Genomic DNA, 16,178 nt, shown 5'->3' with positions numbered 1-16,178 from the left:
TGTCATTTGGTAACGCGTTTTACCAAATATGGCATTTATCTGCGGTAATGTTCTATTTCACCGCCGAGGGTGACATTTCATACCGCCTGCCGAACTGCGTGGAGACCTAACAACTTTTTAGGTCAGTGTTGTGCGTGTAGCAACTTCGCCCGGCCTCGCCTCCGGGCTGCCATGTGAGAGGGGATCTTATGGCTCGACTGCACGTAATGGAACGCAGCCACGCTCAGGCCGTCATGGACGACCTGCACGATGCGCTCGGACGTCGTCTGGCGGTGAGTTCGCTCGCCCCGTGCCCCGTTGAGTTTACGGCAGCGCTCGTCAATCTGTGCTCCACCCAGAGCTGCGGCAAGTGCACGCCCTGCCGCGTGGGCCTGAGCGCGCTGAGCGACCTGCTCGCCGATGTGCTCGAAGGGCGCGCCGATGAGTCCACGCTCAACTTGATTGAGCGCACCGCCCGCACCATCTATCTTTCGAGCGATTGCGCCATCGGCTACGAAGCTGGCGCCATGGCACTCACGGCCATTCGCGGCTTCCGCGACGATTTTGAGCATCACATCCGCGAGCGCTCCTGCGGCTTTGACCGCGAGGCCCGCGTCCCGTGCGTTTCGGGCTGCCCGGCGCACGTCGACATTCCCGGGTACATTTCGCTGGTCGAGGCCGGCCGCTATGCCGACGCCGTCAAGGTCATCCGCAAGAACAATCCGCTGCCGCTCGTCTGCGGCCTGGTGTGCGAGCATCCCTGCGAGATGCACTGCCGCCGTGGCATGGTCGACGACCCCATGAACATCCTTGCCCTCAAGCGTTTTGCCGTCGAGCACAGTGACCTCAACGACCACAAGCCGCATGTAGTGGACAACACCGGCAAGCGCGTCGCCGTGATCGGCGGCGGCCCGGCCGGCCTTTCCTGCGCCTACTACCTGGCCGTGATGGGCCATAAGGTGACCATCTTTGAGCAGCGCCACCACCTGGGCGGCATGCTGCGCTATGGCATCCCCAGCTACCGTCTGCCGCGCGAGCGCCTGCAGGCCGAGATCGACTGGATCTTGAGCGCCGGCATCGACGTGGAACTCGACCACTCCGTCAACGGCGAGGAGCTTGCCCTCCTGCGCGACGAGTTCGATGCCGTCTACCTGGCCATTGGCGCCCACAGCGATAAGAAGCTCGGCCTTCCGGGCGAAGAGGCGCTCGGCGTGGAGTCGGCCGTCAAGATGCTGCGCGCCATCGGCGACGACGAACTGCCCGACCTGAGCGGCCAGCGCGTGTGCGTCATCGGCGGCGGCAATGTGGCCATGGACGTGGCGCGCTTCGCCGTGCGCTGCGGTGCCGAAAAGGTGAGCATCGTCTACCGCCGTCGCATCTGCGATATGACGGCTCAGGATGCCGAGATTGCCGGCGCCCAGGCCGAGGGCTGCGAGGTTCTGGAGCTGACGGCGCCGCTCGCTATCGAGACGGGCGAGGACGGTCGCGTGAGCGGCCTGCGCGTGCAGCCGCAGATTATCGGTGAGCCCCGTCGTGGACGTCCGGCCCCGCGTGCCGCCGCCACGCCCGAGCGCGTCATTCCCTGCGAGCGCGTGTTTGTGGCCATTGGCCAGGACATCGATTCCAAGCCGTTTGAGGACATGGGCATCGCTTGCAAGTGGGGTCGCGTCGTCACCGATTCGGATGGCGCCGTGCCCAACTTCGATGGCCTCTTTAGCGGCGGCGACTGCCAGACCGGCCCCGCCACTGTCATCCGTGCCATCAACGCCGGCCGCGTTGCTTCGGCAAATATCGACCGCTATCTGGGCTTTGACCACAAGATCAAGCTCGACGTTGGGCTGCCGACCGTGCAGTTTAAGGGCAAGCACGAGTGCGGCCGCTGCGAGCTGGGCGAGCGCGAGGCCGGCGAGCGCATTCACGATTGGAATCTGGTTGAGCAGGGCCTTACCGAGGAGGAGGCGCGCCAGGAGGCGAGCCGCTGCCTGCGTTGCGACCACTTTGGCTTTGGCGCGTTCCGCGGAGGGAGGAACCTGGAATGGTAGAGCCCAACAAAACCACTGTCAGCGACAACACAAAAAACGGAGCGCATAACATGGTCAAGCTCACTATCGATAATTGCGAGGTTGTGGTTCCCGAGCACACCACGATCCTGGACGCGGCTAAGTCCGTCGGCATCCAGATTCCCACCCTGTGCTATCTGCGCGATCTGAACGAGATCGGCGGCTGCCGCGTGTGCGTGGTCGAGGTCGAGGGCTGCGACCAGCTGGTTGCCGCCTGCAACAACTACGTGCTCGACGGCATGGTGGTCCACACCAACAGCCCCAAGGCCCGCGAGGCCCGTCGCACCAACGTGCAGCTGCTGCTGTCGCAGCACGATGCGCAGTGTGCGAGCTGCGTGCGCAGCGGCAACTGCAACTTGCAGACCATCGCCAACGACCTGGGTATTTTCTACCTGCCGTATCAAAAGCACTTGACGGGTGAGGACTGGGACTTCGATTTCCCCATCATTCGCGACAACGACAAGTGCATTAAATGCATGCGCTGCATCAAGGTATGCGAGAGCGTGCAGGGCTTAGGGATTTGGGACCTGACCAACCGCGCCACGCATACCGCCGTGGGCACCCGCGGGCGTGCGCCGATCGGCAAGACCGATTGCGTCGCGTGCGGTCAGTGCATCACGCATTGCCCGACGGGCGCCCTGCGCGAGCGTGACGATACCGAGACCGTGTTCGACGCCATCGCCGATCCCGACAAGATCGTACTGGTGCAGATTGCGCCGGCCGTGCGTAGCGCCTGGGGCGAGGAGCTCGGCATTCCGCGCGAGGAGGCCACCGTCGAGCGCCTGGCTTGCGCCCTGCGCCGCGTTGGCTTTGAGTACGTGTTCGACACCGATTTCTCGGCCGACCTCACCATTATGGAGGAGGGCTCCGAACTGCTCGAGCGCCTGGGCGCCGCCGCCAAGGGCGAAGGTGACAGCCGCGGCTGGCCCATGTTTACGAGCTGCTGCCCGGGTTGGGTTCGCTTTGTGAAGGCGCGTTATCCGGAGTTTGTCGACAGCCTGTCCACGTCCAAGTCGCCGCAGCAGATGTTCGGCGCCATCGCCAAGACCTACTACGCCAAGGTGCTGGGCGTGGAGCCCGAGCGTCTGTTCGTGGTGTCCGTTATGCCGTGCACGGCCAAGAAGGCCGAGTGTGCGCTGCCGAGCATGATGGGCGAGGGCGGCGCGCCCGACGTGGACGTTGCGCTGACGGTGCGCGAGATGGTGCGCATGATCCGCGCGAGCCACGTGAGCGTGGACACGCTGGTTGAGGAGCCGCTCGATACGCCGCTGGGCTTTGGCACGGGCGCGGGCGTGATCTTTGGCGCCACGGGCGGCGTGATGGAGGCCGCCGTGCGCTCGGCCTATTACCTGGTGACGGGCAAGAACCCCGACGCCGACTTCTTTACCGACGTGCGCGGCCTGGACGGCTGGAAGGAAGCCGTGGCCGATATCGATGGCACCAAGGTGCGCGTCGCCGTGGCGCACGGGCTGGGCAACGCCGCCCGTCTGCTCGACGCGATTCGCGACGGTCGCGTGAGCTATGACTTCGTTGAGGTCATGGCGTGCCCGGGCGGCTGCGTCGGTGGCGGCGGTCAGCCCATTCACGACGGCTGCGAGCTGGCAGCTGAGCGCGGCCAGGTGCTGTGGGGCCTGGATGCGAAGGCGGACATTCGCTTCTCGCACGAGAACCCCGATGTCCAGGCATGCTACCGCGAGTTTTTGGGCGAGCCGCTCTCGCCGCTGGCCGAGGAGCTGCTGCATACCGACCATCACGCATGGACGATGCCCAACGAGGGGGCGTGCTAGCGATGCGCACGTTTGATGTTGAGATGACGCGCCGAGGATTTGCCTCGGCGCTTGCCGCGGGCGCGTTGTCGCTCGCGCTGGCTGGCTGCGGCGGCGGAGCTGTGGGGGCGGGGTCTGCAGCGGGTTCGGCTGCCGGGAAGGCCGCCGACGGTGCCGCTGCCGAGCCGGTTGAGGTGCACGTCGCGTCGCTCAAGGGCCCGACGTCGATTGGGCTGGTGCAGTTTATGGACCAGGCGGCCGATGGCGAGACGGACAATGAGTTCGACTTTGCGATCAACACTGCCGCCGACGAGATTGTGCCCAAGGTCATTCAGGGCGATATCGACATTGCCCTGGTGCCCGCCAATGTGGCGAGCGTGCTCTACAACAAGACCGAGGGCGCGGTGCAGGTCATCGACATCAACACGCTGGGCGTGCTGAGCGTGGTGACGGGCGACGCGGGCGTGATCTCGTTTGGCGACCTGGCGGGCCGCACCGTCTATATGACGGGTAAGGGCACCACGCCGGAGTACGTCATGAACTACCTGCTGGAGCGCGCAGGTCTGACTGGCCAGGTGGCGCTTGAGTTTAAGAGCGAACCCACCGAGGTGCTGTCGGCCCTGCTTGCCGACCCGTCCGCCGTGGGCGTGCTGCCGGAGCCATTCAAGACCGCTGCCATCGCCAAGAGCGAGGGCAAGCTGTCGGCACCGGTGAGCCTGACCGATGTGTGGGACGAGCTCGCGGATAACACGGGCTCCCGTTTGCTGACGGGCGTGACCGTGGTGCGCCGTGCCTTTGCCGAGGAGCATCCCGAGGCTGTGGCGGAGTTCTTAAGCTGCCATGCGGCGAGCGTTGAGGCCGTAAACGCGGCACCGGCGGACTGGGCTCAGGCGGTGGTCGATGCGGGTATCGTCGATAACGCCACGATTGCCGAAAAGGCGATTCCCGGGTGCATGCTCGTGTGCCAGACGGGGAAAGATATGAAGGCGGCGCTCGGTGGGTACCTGCAGGTGCTGGCCGATGCGGACGCGAGTGCCGTGGGCGGTAAGCTCCCGGCTGACGATTTTTACTACATGGAGTAGCCCGTGCGTGCGTTTGCTCGACACATGACTGAGCGTGCGAAGGCGGTGGCGGCAGTGGGTGCCGTCGCCGCCTTTTGGCTTGCCGTGTGGATCTTTGCGGCGTCGCTGGTGGCGCAGCCGCTGATCTTGCCGGGGCCGGGTGCTGTTGCCTTGGCGCTTCTGCGCCTGGTGTGCGATGGCGGTACCTGGGCGATTTTGGCGGGCTCGGGCGCGCGGATACTGGGCGGGCTGGCGCTTGCCGCGGTGTGTGGTGGTGTGCTTGCCGGGATTTCGTCACGTTCGCGGGCGTTTGCGCACCTGGTGGCTCCGGCGCTGTCGTTTGTAAAGGCGACACCGGTCGCCTGCGTGGTGGTCCTGTTGCTAATCTGGCTGGGGTCGGCGCGCGTGAGCATCGCGGCAGTCTTTTTGATGGCGCTGCCGGGCGTGTATTTTTCGCTGGCCGAGGGCTTGGCACAGGTGAATAAACCGCTGGAGCAGATGTTCCGTCTGCATGGCGTGCGCGGCTGGCGACTGTTTTGCGCCCATACCTGGCGCGAAGTCCTGCCGTTTGTGCTTTCGTGTGCGCGTGCCGTGATTGGCATGAGCTGGAAGGCCGGCGTGGCAGCCGAGCTCATCGGCATGGCGGTGGGCACCGTGGGTGAGCGCATCTATCAGGCGAAGCTTTTGATCGAGACAGCTGATCTGCTGGCGTGGACCGTGCTGGTCGTTGCCGCCTCGTGGGCGTGTGAGCGCGTGCTGGTGTGGCTGCTGCGGGTTTCGGGACCCGTGGCGTGGCGCGTGGCCGTGCGGGCGCATGGGCGCGGCGCTCGCGGGCGTGCGGGGGCTGCCGGGGGCGGCGCTGCGGCGGAGCTTGCGCTCGCCGTGGGCGAGCGGGCGCCCTGGGCTCCGGCGCTCGACGGACTGACACTCCGTGTGCCCGCCGGTGGGCGCGCCTGCGTGATGGGCGCCTCGGGTGTGGGCAAGTCGACGTTGCTTGCGCTGGCTGCGGGGGAGTGCGCGCCGTGCTCCATGGTGTTTCAGGACGTGCGCTTGGTTGAGGACGTTTCGGCTTTGGAAAACGTGCTGGTGTGCGCCGACGCGCGCGTGGACGCCTCGGGTGCCGCGGCCCTGCTGCGCCTGTTGGTGCCGGGGGTCGATTTGCATGCTCGCGTGGCCGAGCTCTCGGGTGGGCAGCGTCGTCGCGTCGAGATTGCCCGAGCACTGCTGTGCCCGGGCGGCGCGGTGATTCTGGACGAGCCCTTTACCGGCCTGGATGTCGTCGCGCGCGATGCGACGGCCGAGGTCGTGCTCGATCTGCTCGACGGTCGCACGCTCCTACTCGCCACACACGATGCCGCTGACGCTCGGGCCCTCAATATCTCGGACATCATCACGCTCTAAATACTTACTCAGCAACAAAATAATCCGTTTTTCTCCGTCCCCATGGGGCGGGTGTGGTATTCTATCTGCGGGGTAATACTTAGGAATACCAAGTAATACCAATGCCGTAGAAACAAACTCAGGATGCGGGCCAATCGGGTTGCCTTCACAGCCCGTCGCCCAGCCGCGTGGCCCGCATCTATCCGCACCACCGTCGTTTCAAAAAGGAAGCGCCATGGCAGAACACATGACCCCGGTTGTCGCGAAGGTCTTGCCCGAGGAAAAGGCGGCCTTCGCGGCGGCAACTCAGCTCGTGGGCACCACGCCGTCCAACGCCATCCGCATGTTTATCGCTGCGTTCAATCGCTGCGGCACCTTCCCGTTCGACATCTCGCCGAGCGGGGCTTTTGGCACTGCGCCCGATTCTCATCAACAATGACTGTCCCAAACTGCCGGCACTTGGGGACGTTCCTTTTCTGCCGGCAGTTAAGGAACGTCCCCAAGTGCCGGGTTTTGAGGAGGTTGGCATGCTCAATGCGCTGGTTTGGGCGCTTGCTTGTTTTGGCGTCGTCGCTGCCGATATTGCCCTGAGCATCGTTTTGTTCTCCGCGCTGGACATCGTGTCGGCACTGACGGGTTTCCCGATCGACAACCTCGATATTCAATGGTTTCAGGCCGCCGCTCAGACGGCGTCGTTTTTGATGGCGCTGCTGTGGTGGCGCTATCTGTGGCCCCGCTCCTTCATGGCGCGCCGGCAAGGTGAGCGCCCGCTCGGCGGGGGAGCAAATGCTGCATGGAAGCGCATCGCATGCGTTGTCGTGATCGGCCTATCCATGCAGGTGGTCATTAGCTACCTATGCGACGGCGTGCTGTCGCTGCTGCCCGAGGTTGCGGCAGACTATAGCGAGCTCGTCGAGGAAACAGGCATGGGCGATACCAACCTTCTTGCCGTCCTGACCACGGTGCTTGGTGCGCCGTTTTGTGAAGAGCTCCTGGTACGCGGCGTCATCTTTGAGTTTTCACTCCGGGCGTTTAACTCCCAATGTCGCCCACTTTGGAAGCGGCGGCGTCGTGCGAGCGCGCAGGACGGCGCCATGGTGCCCTGGGCGGCCCCGAGCACGCGGGGTATCGCCGCGGCGGTCGTGCTGCAGGCGGCGATCTTCGGTTTTATGCACATGAACTGGGTGCAGGGCTGTTATGCAGGTGCCGCCGGCCTCATCTTTGGCTGGGTGCTTGTGACCACCGGAAAGCTCCGCTACACGATCCTGCTGCACTTTGCTTTTAACGCCGGGTCGTACCTGATGGGTCTGTTGTGGTTTGTGAACACACCGCTCGACGTGGTAATCACGGTCACCATAGCCGGCATCGTCCTCGTGGAGGCGATGCGCTCGCTGCGCCGCGCGTGTGGGATGGATGCAGCGAGCGCACCGCTGCCCTAGTTGCGGCGTCCGCCTCCGTTGGCGCCTTGACGTCCCTGAGCTGCACGGTTGCGCCCGGCAGTGTTTTGCGCGCGCGACATGCCGCCGTGCCCCTTGCTGCCTTTGGGTCCCTTGCCAGCGCCGCCAGCGCCGCCGTGGGCCTTGCCGCCCTTCTTGCCGGTGCTATGCCCCCCGCCAGCAGATGTCTCGCCCGGGCGTGGCGGCACGGGGCGAATCAGGCAATGCTTGGTGTAGCCGATCAGGTCGCGACGGCCAGCCTTTTCCAGCGCCTCGCGCACGAGCTTGTAGTTCTCGGGTTTGCGATACTGAATCAGCGCACGCTGCATGGCCTTTTCGTGCGGGTCGCGCGCCACATAGATCGGCTGCATGGTGCGCGGATCCACGCCGGTGTAGTACATGCACGTCGACATGGTGGACGGCGTGGGGTAAAAGTCCTGCACCTGCTCGGGCATGTAGCCCATGTCGCGCACGGCCTCGGCAAGGTCCACAGCTTCCTTCATGGTCGAGCCGGGGTGGCTCGAGATCAGATACGGCACCACGTACTGCTTGAGTCCGTACTCGCGGTTCAGGCGTTCAAATTTACGGCAGAACGCGTCGTAGACGGCGCGGCTCGGCTTGCCCATCACGGAGAGCACCGCGTCGCTCACGTGCTCGGGCGCTACGCGCAGCTGGCCCGAGACGTGATGTTCCAGCAGCTCGCGCAAAAACTCGTCCGAGGTGTCGGCCATGGTGTAGTCAAAACGGATGCCGCTGCGGACGAAGACCTTTTTGACGCCCGGCAGCTGGCGCAGGTCGCGCAACAGCTGCGTGTAGCCGCTCTCATCGACCACCATGTTCTTGCATACGCTCGGCCACAGGCAGCGCTTGTTCTTGCACACGCCGTGCTTGAGCTGTTTGTCGCAGGCAGGGCGGCTAAAGTTTGCCGTCGGTCCGCCCACGTCGTTGATATAGCCCTTAAACTCGGGATCGCGCGTGAGCAGCTCGGCCTCGCGTATGATCGAGTCGTGGCTGCGCATCTGCAACACGCGGCCCTGGTGGAAGGTGAGGGCGCAAAACGAGCACTCGCCAAAACAGCCGCGGTTGGAGCTAATGGAAAACTTGATCTCTGCAAAGGCCGGCACGCCGCCTGCCGCGTCGTAGTCGGGATGCCAATCGCGTGCGTAGGGGAGCTCGGCCACCTCGTCCATCTCATCGGTCGTTAACGTCGCCGACGGCGGGTTCTGCACCACATAGACGCCGTTGGGGTAGGGCTCTACCAGGCGGTGTCCGGTGATGGGATCCATGTTCTGCTGCTGCACATTAAAGCTGCGCGCGTAGTTGAGCTTGTCGGCGGCAAGGTCGTCCCAGCTGGGCAGCAGGTCGTAGTCGTAGACCTCGTCGAGCGAGCTGGTGCGGTAGACGGTGCCGTTGATGTAGGTGATCTGATCGACGGGCAGTCCCGCGTCGAGCGCGTCGGCGATCTCGACAATCGCGTGCTCGCCCATGCCGTAGATGAGGATGTCGGCGCCCGAGTCGAGCAGTACCGAGCGCTTGAGCTTGTCCTGCCAGTAGTCGTAGTGGGCCAGACGACGCAGGCTCGCCTCGATGCCGCCGATGATAATGGGGGCGTCCTTGAACGTTTGGCGGATGAGGTTGCCGTAGACCGTGACGGCGCGGTTGGGGCGGTGACCCTCCTCGCCACCAGGGGTATAGGCGTCGGTGTGGCGGCGGTGCTTGGTCACCGAATAGTGGTTGACCATGGAGTCCATGTTGCCGGCGCTGACGAGAAAGCCCAGGCGTGGCTCGCCAAGCACCGTGATGCTGGCGGGGTCGGTCCAGTTGGGCTGACAGATAATGCCCACTTTGTAGCCGTGCGCGTCGAGGACGCGGCTGATGATGGCCATGCCAAAGCTAGGGTGGTCCACGTAGGCGTCGCCGCAGATGTAGACAAAGTCGCACTGGTCCCAGCCGCGCGCGTCCATATCGGCGCGGCTGACGGGGAGGAACTTGTCGCGGCCCGGACGCCAGGGGCGGACGGGTGTCGCCTTGACGGTTGTGGCCTGTGCCTTACCGCCGCGCTTTCGCTGCTGGCCCTGTTTGCCCTGCTGACTGCGCTGGTTGTTCTGAGCGTGCTGAGGCTTTTTTGCCACGATCCCTCCCGGTGTTTGTATGCTGCACGTAATTGTAACCAGTCTTTTTAGGACGGGGCTAAAAAGACTGGTGGAGTACACGAGGTCTCGGGTGTCGGTGCCGCGCCCGCCGTTTGTTTCCAGACTGTGTATCTGCGCGTTGGAGAACCCGTCTCGCGCGCACGCCATGTTGTCAATGGGTTACAGTATGAACGGCGGCTATGTCTCCGCCAACGCACGAGAGGGTCGTCAACAAGGAGGATGCACGACGATGCAGCGTGCCAAACAGATATCGGAGTCCATTGAGCTGGGCATCATCTTGGCGCTCGCCGGTGGCTTTATGGATGTGTATTCGTACATTGGGCGCGACCATGTTTTCGCCAACGCGCAGACGGGCAACATCCTGCTGGTGGGCGTGAGCATCTCGGAGGGCAATTGGGCACTTGCGGGGCGTTACTTCTTCCCTGTGGTTTCGTTTGCTGTGGGCATTATGCTTGCCGACCTGGTACACGAGCGGTTTGGCAGTGTGATTCACTGGCGCCAGGTGACGGTGTTCTTTGAAGCCGTCATCTTGCTGGGCGTGAGCTTTATCCCCGGTGGCGGTTACAACCTGCTCGCCAACTGCCTTACTTCGTTTGCCTGCGGTATGCAGGTCGAGAGCTTCCGCAAGATTCATGGACACGGCATCGCCACGACCATGTGTATCGGCAACCTCCGTAATGCCTTGCAAAACGTGGACGATTACATCATTACCCACAAGCGCGGCTTTTTGGAAAACGGCCTGCTGTACTTTGGTGTGATCTTTACCTTTGTGTTTGGCGCCGTGCTGGGCAATTGGTGCATTGAGCGCATGGGTCTGCACGCCATCGTCGTGGCGAGCGTGCTGCTGTTTGTCGCGTTTGCCATCATGTTCATCGACCGCGAGCGCGACTTGCGTTTTCGCTGGAAGGTTGCGGCCGAGGCTTGGAAAGAGGGCTGTCGAAAGTAACCGAATGCGGCAAAGGGACAGCCCCTTTGCCGCAATATATTTTCATCTCTATGTAGTACAGCTTCAGGAGCCAGAAAAAAACTATCTAGCTCCTGAATGTTGTTACGAACTGCTTTTTGCAATTTATTCGAGATGCTCTTCAATCCGAGCCCTCAGAAGGGCAATGGCTGTGGGTATTCCAATTGCGGCGGCTAATTCGGCTTTATCCAAAACCTGTATGTTAAAGCACGATTGTTTATCACATTGAAGGACGTTAACTGAAGATAGCTTCACTTCCCGTTGACTGAATATATCGTAATCTCCAAATAGGAAGTTACCTTTTATTGTGTAATTCGGTATGTTCGTTACGCACTTCATCTCAAGTCTGTTTAGGCCATAATCGAACACCGCAACTTCCTTGTGTTCGATTATGAGCGCAACCCTGGGCATGTTACTAAAACCACCGTCGACGACAGTAAAGAGCTTTTCATTTGCATCGTCATAAACGGTGTATTTAAGACTCAATAGCTGTCCTAGTGGACCCGTGAACCCATGTCTTTTGATGTTGAGGTTGTCTCCCGCTGGGTTGACGAGAGCCAGAGCATGCGGATAAGGGTTACCTTCAATTGAGATTCGATATTCGTTTGTAGCCGTCTTGCTCGATTTAGGACCAGTAGCCATCACGCGTCATCGCCTCGATCGAATTGGAACCGTCTTCTGCTTCGTGCGGAGAATTACGCTGTACGTTGCAGTACATGCAGCTGCAATAACCGCATGGGCAATTTCTAACAAAATGAATGACACTATTTGCTGCATGCATATTAATTACTATAAAGTATCCTTTTATAAACGTATTGTCAAACATATATTGCTAAAACAGAAACAATTTATAGACTGAGTTGGTCGTATTCTTTGGGCAATTGCTCCTATAATCTAGCCTTCGCTGCAGTCGGGAGGGAAGGGCTGGGGCTCCGTTATTATGTTGAAACGCTTTAACACTTTTGACGTTCTCATGCATTTTTTGTTTCAAAAGCGTTAGGATGGAACTTGCAGCGCGGGGCGTAATGGGTGCCCCGCACACGATGGGAGGCTATCAATGGCTAATCGTTTCGTTCTCAATACCATTTCTTATCATGGTTCCGGCGCCATCAAGGAGATCCCCGGCGAGCTCCAGCGTCGCGGCTACAAGAAGATCTTCGTCTGCTCCGATCCCGACCTGGTCAAGTTTGGCGTTACCGCTAAGGTGACCGACGAGCTCGACGCCGCCGGCATCGCTTGGAGCCTCTACTCCGAGATTAAGCCCAACCCCACCATCCAGAACGTCAAGGACGGCGTCGAGGCCTTCAAGGCCGCCGAAGCTGACGCTATCGTGACCATCGGTGGCGGCTCCTCCATGGACACCGCTAAGGCCATTGGCATCATCATCAACAACCCCGAGTTTGCCGATGTCCGCAGCCTCGAGGGCGTTGCTCCCACTAAGAACCACGCCGTGTTCACCATCGCCGTGCCGACGACCGCCGGTACTGCTGCCGAGGTGACCATCAACTACGTCATCACCGACCCCGAGAAGGTCCGCAAGTTCGTGTGCGTCGACACCAACGACGCCCCTGAGGTCGCCGTCGTCGACCCCGACATGATGGCTTCCATGCCCGCCGGCCTGACCGCTTCTACCGGCATGGATGCTCTGACCCACGCCATCGAGGGCTACACCACCAAGGGTGCTTGGGAGCTCTCCGACATGTTCCACTTTGAGGCCATTAAGCTGATCAGCGAGAACCTGCGCGACTCCGTTGCCGAGGCCAAGTCTGGTCAGCCCGGCTCCGGCCGCGAGGGTATGGCTCTTGGCCAGTATGTCGCCGGCATGGGCTTCTCCAACGTCGGCCTGGGCATCGACCATGCCATGGCTCACACCCTGTCTGCCCACTACGACACTCCGCACGGCGTCGCTTGCGCCATGCTGCTGCCGATCGCCATGGAGTTCAACAAGCCGGTTTGCGCCGAGCGCCTGGCCAAGGTTGCCGTTGCCATGGGTGTTGACACCACGGGCATGAGCACCGACGAGGCTGCCGACGCCGCCATCGCCGCCGTCAAGCAACTCTCCGCCGACGTGAACATTCCGCATGTCTGCGAGGCCATGAAGGCCGACGAGATCGAGGTCCTGGCCAAGGACGCCATGGCTGACGCCTGCTTCCCGGGCAACCCGCGCGAGGCGACGCTCGACGACGTCATCGAGCTCTTCAAGAAGATCTGCCCGGCTGCCTAGCCCAGTTTGGTGGTCCTTCGCCCGTAGGCGTATGGTCTTTTGACTTGCTGCTGGCCCCGCCGTGCTACGCGCGGCGGGGCTTTTTGTGCCGCGCCGATGCCCCAAGATGGGCAAAACCAAGGCATGCTGCCCGCTGCGGATAGGTGTTGCACTTCTCAGCGTGCATTTTTGGGAGTATTCAGCAAGCTCTGAAAAATGCATAACGTTGTGAATGGCCCGCAGACGCCCATCGACAGCCCTTGTGGGCGGGCTATCGATGAGCGGAGGGGGCTGCCACCGCGTTTTTGGTTTGCGACGACCTGCAACACTGCTGTAACCGCGTCGCTTTGCCGTTTGCGATGGGGCTGACGGGGTCCACGGTGCTGAATACTCCGTATTTTGCACGGTCCAAGGTGGGGTACCCTGAGACGAAGCAAATAGATGCCTCATATTTATGCAGATACCGATAGGATTTATGCAAGATTGGGACTGTAAACCGAGCGCGTGCACAAAACCGGTGCGGGGACGTCTGGAGTCGGCTCGGTTTCTAGAGTATTGCACGTGCAGAAAGGTTAAAATCGGGGCTCGGTCTTAGTTTTACTTGGAAGGATGCATATGGCTTCTAATGTTGATGCTTCTCTAGAGGAGACGCTCTCCTATATTACTGACCAGTTGAAGACGCTGACTTCTATTGCTTCACCTACGGGCTATACCCGTGCGGCTACTGACTATCTAATGGAAACGTTGCGCGATATGGGCTTTGGCCCCGAGCGCTCCAATAAGGGCAACGTGTTGGTTGAGCTTGGCGGCGAGGGCGAGCCGCTCGTATTGGCGAGCCATGTCGATACCCTGGGCGCCATGGTGCGCTCCATCAAGGACAATGGTCGCCTGCGTCCCACGACGCTTGGCGGGCATCAGTGGTCTACGGCCGATGGCGAGAACTGCACCGTTTACACGCGCGATGGCAATGTCTACACGGGTGTGGTTCTCAATACCGAGCCCTCGGCGCATGTGGCCGATGAGCCGGTCAAGACCATCGAGAAGAATATGGAAATCCTGCTCGATGAGAATGTCGACAGCAAGGACGACGTACTTGAGCTGGGCATTCAGACTGGTGACATCATCGCTATGGATCCGCGCACCACGGTGACGGAGAGCGGCTACATCAAGAGTCGTTTCCTTGACGACAAGCTGTCCGCGTCGATTCTGCTGGGCTTGGCGCGTGCCGTCGCCGCTGGCGAGGTGACGCTCTCGCGCAGGGTGTCACTGCTCTTTACCGTGTACGAGGAGGTCGGTCACGGCGGCGCTTTTGTGCCGGCCGACACGCGCGAGATGATCAGCGTGGACATGGGCTGCGTGGGCGACGACCTGGGCTGCACCGAGCGCATGGTTTCGATTTGCGCCAAGGATTCGGGCGGTCCGTACAACTACGACCTGGTAACCACGCTGTCCAACATCGCGCGCGAGCTGGAGCTCGATTACGCCATCGATGTGTACCCGCACTACGGTTCCGACGTCGAGGCCGCGCTCTCGGCCGGCTATGACATTCGCCATGGTCTGATCGGCCCCGGCGTGTACGCGAGCCACAACTACGAGCGCAGCCACATCGACGGTGTGCGCAATACCTACGAGCTCGTTCGCGCCTACGTTCAGCGCTAGGGGAGCAGCTTGCGACTCGGCTGACCAATCGCTAAGGCCCGATTTCTCGGGCCTTTTTTCGCTTTTGGTCGTTTAGTATTATGATGTCTGTAATCTATTAACTAAACGTGTAAATTACTTAACGAGGTGATGCAGTGTATGGATACGTTTGAGTACTTGTCTATGGGTGATGCTGCCCGCCTGTTGGGCGTTACGAAAGCCCGCATATCTCAACTTGCCGCATCGGGAACGCTCGCGTGCGATATTGTGGGCGGACGGAAGATGGTTGAGTATGATTCTGCGCTCGCTTATCAAAAGATCCGCAAACGTGGACGCCGTCCTGCGGCCGATGTGGGGCGCAAGTTTACGCTGATGTCGGCCGACCATGAGATCGCTCATGTCTCATTTGATCCGACGCGCGAGTTTCCCTTCGAAATCGCCGAGGTCCTCGATGCGCAACGAATGCCGTTTGGCACATGCTCGAGCTCTTCTCCAACGGTGAATAAGCGGGAGCTCAACGCGTGGTGGGGGCATCGGTCGGTGCCCGATGTCCGCCCTGGGCTTATCTCGCGCTATCGCGAGCTGGGAATTGTCAGTGGCATCGAGGTTCCGGTTCGGTGCCTGGGCCTATCGCTTTCGGATTGCTATTGGCTGCGGCCGGCAGAATGCGACGGACTCGAATGGCGAAATCTCAATTACTTCGAGAATGATTTTGAGCGATCGGCGCCCGAGGGGCGTTCGAGTTGGCTGGAGGGCATCGGTCTTAAAAATCCCGATAACACATCCGAGGGCGAGCTTCCTAAATCGTGGATGATCCGAAACGGCATTCGCGTTTTGGCTAAAGGGTGCTGGATGGACGATCAGCGTCCCTTTAACGAGGCGGTTGCAACGGCTCTGCATCGTCGCTTGCTTCCCAAGGGGGAGTTTGTTCCTTACACGGTTGAGCGCATGTTCGATGGCCCTGTGTGCTTGTGCGAGGATTTTCTTGACGGCCGCGAGGAATATGTTCCGGCTGTTTACGTTAAGAACGCCCTTGGCGGCCAGCGAGGAAGCTCGACGTACGACCGGTACTGCCGCTTTCTTGGTAAGCATGGAGCAGACGAGGCTGTCGTGAGAAGGTCTATGTCGCAGATGATTGTCTGCGATGCCCTTTTGGCCAACAGCGACCGCCATTGGCGAAACTTCGGCATCATCCGCAATGTCGATACCCTGGAGATAAAACCTGCTCCGCTGTTCGATAGCGGCAACTGCCTGTGGTACAACGTACCAACTGCCGTGCTCGCAGCTGGGGAGTTTGGGTTTTCCGCTAAGCCGTTTGGGCCCGACCCTTCCGTCCAGCTGGCGCTTGCGGATTTGCTCGATTGGTTCGATTCATCGCGGCTCAACGGATTTGTTGATGAAGCGATCGAGATTCTTTCGCAGAGCGAGTGGGCGACGGCGGAGGGTCGACTCGAGGCCATCCGCCGCGGCCTCGAGCGTCGCATAATCGAGGTTGGTGCCGCTGTTGAGGTACTTCGACACGTGCAGCGATAAACCCG

The 16,178-nt window shown here is 61.2% G+C and carries 12 protein-coding genes; 10 read left to right on the top strand and 2 right to left on the bottom strand.

Translation table 11 applies throughout. From position 1 onward, the window contains the following. Positions 1-188 precede the first annotated feature (188 nt). From PMW70_RS01930 to PMW70_RS01905, 6 genes are all read left to right on the top strand, one after another. A complete protein-coding gene (locus PMW70_RS01930; protein ID WP_271743720.1) occupies positions 189-2,021 on the top strand; it encodes an NAD(P)-binding protein in 1,833 nt (610 codons plus the stop codon). A 50-nt stretch (positions 2,022-2,071) separates the two neighbouring features. Then, the gene (locus PMW70_RS01925; protein ID WP_271743719.1) at positions 2,072-3,826 is read left to right on the top strand and encodes an NADH-dependent [FeFe] hydrogenase, group A6; all 1,755 of its coding nucleotides are present in this window, start codon (positions 2,072-2,074) and stop codon (positions 3,824-3,826) included. 2 nt (positions 3,827-3,828) lie between these two features. Then, entirely contained in the window at positions 3,829-4,887 is a 1,059-nt protein-coding gene (locus PMW70_RS01920) for an ABC transporter substrate-binding protein (protein WP_271743718.1), read from the top strand. Positions 4,888-4,890: 3 nt separating this feature from the next. Next, positions 4,891-6,267 carry an ATP-binding cassette domain-containing protein gene (locus PMW70_RS01915; RefSeq protein WP_147325409.1) on the top strand — a complete coding sequence of 459 codons (1,377 nt, stop codon included), beginning with the start codon at positions 4,891-4,893 and terminating at the stop codon, positions 6,265-6,267. Between the two features lie 214 nt (positions 6,268-6,481). Further along, entirely contained in the window at positions 6,482-6,685 is a 204-nt protein-coding gene (locus tag PMW70_RS01910) for a type II toxin-antitoxin system RelB/DinJ family antitoxin (RefSeq protein WP_117647680.1), read from the top strand. A gap of 88 nt (positions 6,686-6,773) precedes the next feature. Further along, positions 6,774-7,685: a CPBP family intramembrane glutamic endopeptidase gene (locus PMW70_RS01905; protein WP_271743717.1), complete on the top strand. Its 912-nt coding sequence runs from the start codon at positions 6,774-6,776 to the stop codon at positions 7,683-7,685. Here the strand turns inward: PMW70_RS01905 and PMW70_RS01900 are convergent. Next, positions 7,682-9,814: a YgiQ family radical SAM protein gene (locus tag PMW70_RS01900; protein WP_271743716.1), complete on the bottom strand. Its 2,133-nt coding sequence runs from the start codon at positions 9,812-9,814 to the stop codon at positions 7,682-7,684. The two genes, PMW70_RS01905 and PMW70_RS01900, sit on opposite strands and share 4 nt — an antisense overlap. 250 nt (positions 9,815-10,064) lie before the next feature. On the opposite strand from PMW70_RS01900, the gene PMW70_RS01895 reads away from it, so the two are divergent. After that, complete coding sequence (locus tag PMW70_RS01895; protein WP_117639796.1) at positions 10,065-10,781, top strand: YoaK family protein; 717 nt, start codon at positions 10,065-10,067, stop codon at positions 10,779-10,781. A gap of 123 nt (positions 10,782-10,904) precedes the next feature. Here PMW70_RS01895 and PMW70_RS01890 read toward each other — a convergent pair whose 3' ends face one another. Continuing rightward, a complete protein-coding gene (locus PMW70_RS01890) occupies positions 10,905-11,441 on the bottom strand; it encodes an LURP-one-related/scramblase family protein (protein ID WP_117639794.1) in 537 nt (178 codons plus the stop codon). 415 nt (positions 11,442-11,856) lie between these two features. Here PMW70_RS01890 and fucO point away from each other — a divergent pair, with 415 nt between their 5' ends. From fucO to PMW70_RS01875, 3 genes are all read left to right on the top strand, one after another. Beyond that, complete coding sequence (gene fucO, locus PMW70_RS01885; RefSeq protein WP_022094861.1) at positions 11,857-13,023, top strand: lactaldehyde reductase; 1,167 nt, start codon at positions 11,857-11,859, stop codon at positions 13,021-13,023. 594 nt (positions 13,024-13,617) lie between these two features. Beyond that, positions 13,618-14,661: a M42 family metallopeptidase gene (locus PMW70_RS01880; protein WP_271743715.1), complete on the top strand. Its 1,044-nt coding sequence runs from the start codon at positions 13,618-13,620 to the stop codon at positions 14,659-14,661. A 138-nt stretch (positions 14,662-14,799) separates the two neighbouring features. Continuing rightward, positions 14,800-16,173, top strand: a complete 1,374-nt coding sequence (locus PMW70_RS01875; RefSeq protein ID WP_271743714.1) for a HipA domain-containing protein — start codon at positions 14,800-14,802, stop codon at positions 16,171-16,173. The last annotated feature ends 5 nt before the right edge of the window (positions 16,174-16,178 follow it).

Origin of the sequence: Collinsella aerofaciens (assembly GCF_028209625.1) — a bacterium.
Classification (GTDB): Bacteria; Actinomycetota; Coriobacteriia; order Coriobacteriales; family Coriobacteriaceae; genus Collinsella; species Collinsella aerofaciens_AM.
The sequence above is the reverse complement of the archived record's forward strand: the minus strand, read 5'-3'. Positions and strand labels throughout refer to the sequence as shown.